We start from the raw sequence: 3291 nt of genomic DNA, 5'->3' as shown, positions 1-3291 counted from the left end.
GGTCGTGACCGCCCCACCAGTCATCATGATCGACGATTCGGGTGATCCCCGGGTCGACGACTACATCTCGTTGACCGACGTCGCGCTGCGCCGTCGGCGGGAGCCGGCCGACGGACTGTTCATCGCCGAGGGCGAACGGGTGATCATCCGGGCGCTGCGGGCCGGCTACCGGCCGCGTTCGGTCCTGGTCTCGCCCGCGCGCCTGACGGCTGTGCCCGCGGACCTCGGCGCCGACGTTCCGGTGTACGTCGCGGGACCCGACGTGCTCGCGGCGATCACCGGCTTCGAGGTGCATCGGGGGGCGCTTGCGGCGATGGGCCGCCGGCGGCCCCGCGCCGCGGCCGACCTCCTGGTCGACGCCCGGCGGGTACTGGTGTGTGAGGACATCGTGAGCCACACCAACCTGGGGGCGATCTTCCGTTCGGCCGCGGGACTCGGGATGGACACGGTGCTCCTGAGCCCGCGCTGCGCCGATCCGCTCTACCGGCGTTCTGTGCGGGTTTCGATGGGGGAGGTGTTCGCCGTCCCCTATGCCCGGCTCGAACCCTGGCCGGAGGCCCTCGGTCTGCTGCAGGATGCCGGGTTCACGCTGCTGGCGCTGACTCCGGCGGCGGACGCCGAGGATCTTGACTCCTTCGCGGCCGGACTCACCGCCTGCGCCGCGCCCGCACCTGCACCTGCACCTGCACCTGCACCGGTGACAGAGGCGGCCCGGGCCGCGTTGCTGCTGGGCACGGAGGGCGCCGGGCTGTCGGCGGCGGCGCAGTCGGCGGCGACAGCCCGGGTCCGGATTCCGATGGCGCACGGGGTCGACTCGCTGAACGTCGCGGCGACCGCCGCCATCGCCTGCTACCTGCTGGGCCGCCGTTGAGCCGCCGGGTTCAAGAGGCGAGCCAGCGGCAGCCGGGCAACGGCAGGTTCCGCAGCACCCAGAAGGCGATGATCAGTATCGGAACGGCGGGAAGCAGGCGGGCCGGTACTCGGGGCAACGGGCGGCGCCAGCCGGCCGCCCGCGCCACCGCCACGATCCAGCCGAGCACCAGCATCGGGGCGGCGATGACGAAGTAGACATTGTAGTCGGCCGCGGCCGCGAGGTGTCCGTGCAGGAGCTGGTGCAGGCCGCGGAGGGCGCCGCAACCCGGGCAGTCCAGGGACGTGGCCCACCGGAACGGGCACGTGGGGTAGTGGCCCGGCTGGGCGGGGTCGACGAGGTACACCCGGCCGCAGACGCCGACGGCGGCTACACCGAGCACGGCAAAACCCGCCAACCGGGCCCGCGGTGACCAGACCCGGCCCGGGCCGGTCGGTTCCGACGCCGTGTGTGCCGGGTGGTCTGGGTGCGGTGCCGCGACCTCCACCGGAGAAGCGTAACCGGGGCGCGGACGGCGGACCGTGGGACAGCGGACCGGGGGTGGCGGACCGTGGGACAGTGGATAGGGCCCGATCGGAGGGACAGATGACGGCACGAAACGGCGATCGTGAGCCGGGCTCGGACGCCCCCGGCTACGCGGGGCTCGCGACCTTCTGCGGACTGCCCTGGCTGCCCGGGACGGAGGCGCTGGCAGCCCGCCGGCCCGACGTCGCCGTCGTCGGTGCTCCGTTCGACATCTCGACGACCCACCGTCCCGGCGCCCGGTTCGGCCCCCGGGCGATGCGGGCCAATGCCTACAACCCCGGCACCTACCATCTCGACCTCGGTATCGAGATCTTCGACTGGCTCGACGCCGTCGACGCCGGCGACGCGCACTGTCCGCACGGGCTCACCGAGGCGTCCCATCGCAACATCCGGGCCAAGGTCGCGCAGATCGCCGGGCTCGGCACGATCCCGCTCGTCATCGGTGGTGACCACTCGATCACCTGGCCGGCCGCAACCGGCGTGGCCGACGCCGTGGGCTGGGGTGAACTCGGTCTGCTGCACTTCGACGCGCATGCCGACACCGCGGACGTCATCGACGGCAACCTCGCCTCGCACGGCACTCCGATGCGACGGCTCATCGAGTCCGGTGCCGTGCGTGGACGCAACTTCGTCCAGGTGGGGCTACGCGGCTACTGGCCGCCGCCGGACGTGTTCGCCTGGATGCGCGAGCAGGAGATGACCTGGCATCTCATGCACGAGATCTGGCAGCGGGGCAGCCGTGACGTCGTCGTGGACGCGATCGCGCAGGCCACGGACGGGTGCCGGGCACTGTACCTGTCGGTCGACATCGACGTCCTGGACCCGGGGTTCGCGCCGGGCACCGGCACCCCGGAACCCGGGGGGATGACCCCGGCCGACCTGCTGCGGGCGGTCCGTCAGATCGCGCTCGACACGCCGCTCGTGGCTGCCGACATCGTCGAAGTCTCCCCGCCGTACGACCACGCGGAAACGACGGTCAACAGCGCCCATCGCGTCGCCATGGAGGTCTTCGCGGGCCTTGCCTACCGCAGGCGGGAAGCCGCCGGTGGCGTTCCGGACCTGCCTGGGTCGGCCCCGGCCTGAGCCGGCCCTCCGTGGCAACCGTCTGTCGCAACCGACGGTCCAACCGGGAGCCGGTTGGACCGTCGACCGAACCATCGGCGTTTCGTATTCTCACGAGTACTTCGTATTCTCGCGAGCACGCAGAGCGCCCTCATTCCAGGTGCAGGGCGCCCTCCTCAGCCGTGCGCGCACCCACGTCCGGCGTGACGATGCTGGGAACGGCGAAGTTCGCGTCGTAATCCTCCGCGAGGGTCGTCGTCCCCTCGCCGTATGCGTCGGCGTCGAGAACAGCCCCGGACTCCCGCCGCTCGGCTTCCAGGTAGGGGTCGGCGTCCGGCGTTTCCGCGGCGAGTTGCCGATCGAAGGACGACCCCGCACGCTCCTCACGTGGTGTGCTCGGATAGCGGACGCCGGCACTCGGTCTGTCGGGTGCATCCCAACTGTCGTCCAATGGATCTCGGCCGGCATCCGTCGAGCCGAGATCGTCGCTGTCAAGCATCTCCGCGGGTTCCAGGGGAGCATCCTCGCGGTACCACGACCGTTCGGAGTCGGCTGCGATGGAACCCGGGTCGAACTGCTCGGGACCCGAGGCTGACTGCGTCATGGCTGCCTCCCCGACCGGCCCACGGGCGCGGCGCGGCCTGCTTGGGACATCCCGCAACATTCCGCCCGGCAAAGCGAGTCCGGCCACTGTTGATATCGGTGCGTCCCAGGCCGCTCCCGGCACGCCTCGCCGCATGACCTTCCCGGCGACGGCCGGGCTAAGCCCGCCGCGTGGATCTGTCGCTGATCTTGTGATTCTTCTGGCCCGCCGGTGATCATCGGGTGAGGAG

General features: G+C 71.5%; 4 protein-coding genes. 2 read left to right on the top strand and 2 right to left on the bottom strand.

Translation table 11 applies throughout. The features are described from left to right. The first annotated feature begins 25 nt into the window (after positions 1–25). Positions 26–871 carry a TrmH family RNA methyltransferase gene (locus ACY45C_RS20800; RefSeq protein WP_462189240.1) on the top strand — a complete coding sequence of 282 codons (846 nt, stop codon included), beginning with the start codon at positions 26–28 and terminating at the stop codon, positions 869–871. A gap of 10 nt (positions 872–881) precedes the next feature. Here ACY45C_RS20800 and ACY45C_RS20795 read toward each other — a convergent pair whose 3' ends face one another. Further along, entirely contained in the window at positions 882–1268 is a 387-nt protein-coding gene (locus ACY45C_RS20795; protein WP_462189239.1) for a DUF2752 domain-containing protein, read from the bottom strand. A gap of 188 nt (positions 1269–1456) precedes the next feature. Between ACY45C_RS20795 and speB the strand changes: the two genes are divergently transcribed. Then, positions 1457–2479, top strand: a complete 1023-nt coding sequence (gene speB / locus ACY45C_RS20790) for an agmatinase (RefSeq protein WP_462189238.1) — start codon at positions 1457–1459, stop codon at positions 2477–2479. Between the two features lie 130 nt (positions 2480–2609). Here speB and ACY45C_RS20785 read toward each other — a convergent pair whose 3' ends face one another. After that, on the bottom strand, positions 2610–3062 hold the full coding sequence (locus ACY45C_RS20785; protein WP_462189237.1) for a hypothetical protein: 453 nt from the start codon (positions 3060–3062) through the stop codon (positions 2610–2612). Positions 3063–3291 lie beyond the last annotated feature (229 nt).

It is taken from the genome of Frankia sp. CcWB2 (assembly GCF_977927585.1).
The sequence above is the reverse complement of the archived record's forward strand: the minus strand, read 5'-3'. Positions and strand labels throughout refer to the sequence as shown.

Bases quoted from the DNA above. Each gene is read 5' to 3' on its own strand.
- ACY45C_RS20785 (WP_462189237.1), bottom strand. From the start codon at position 3,062: ATGACGCAGTCAGCCTCGGGTCCCGAGCAGTTCGACCCGGGTTCCATC.
- speB (WP_462189238.1), top strand. From the start codon at position 1,457: ATGACGGCACGAAACGGCGATCGTGAGCCGGGCTCGGACGCCCCCGGC.
- ACY45C_RS20800 (WP_462189240.1), top strand. From the start codon at position 26: ATGATCGACGATTCGGGTGATCCCCGGGTCGACGACTACATCTCGTTG.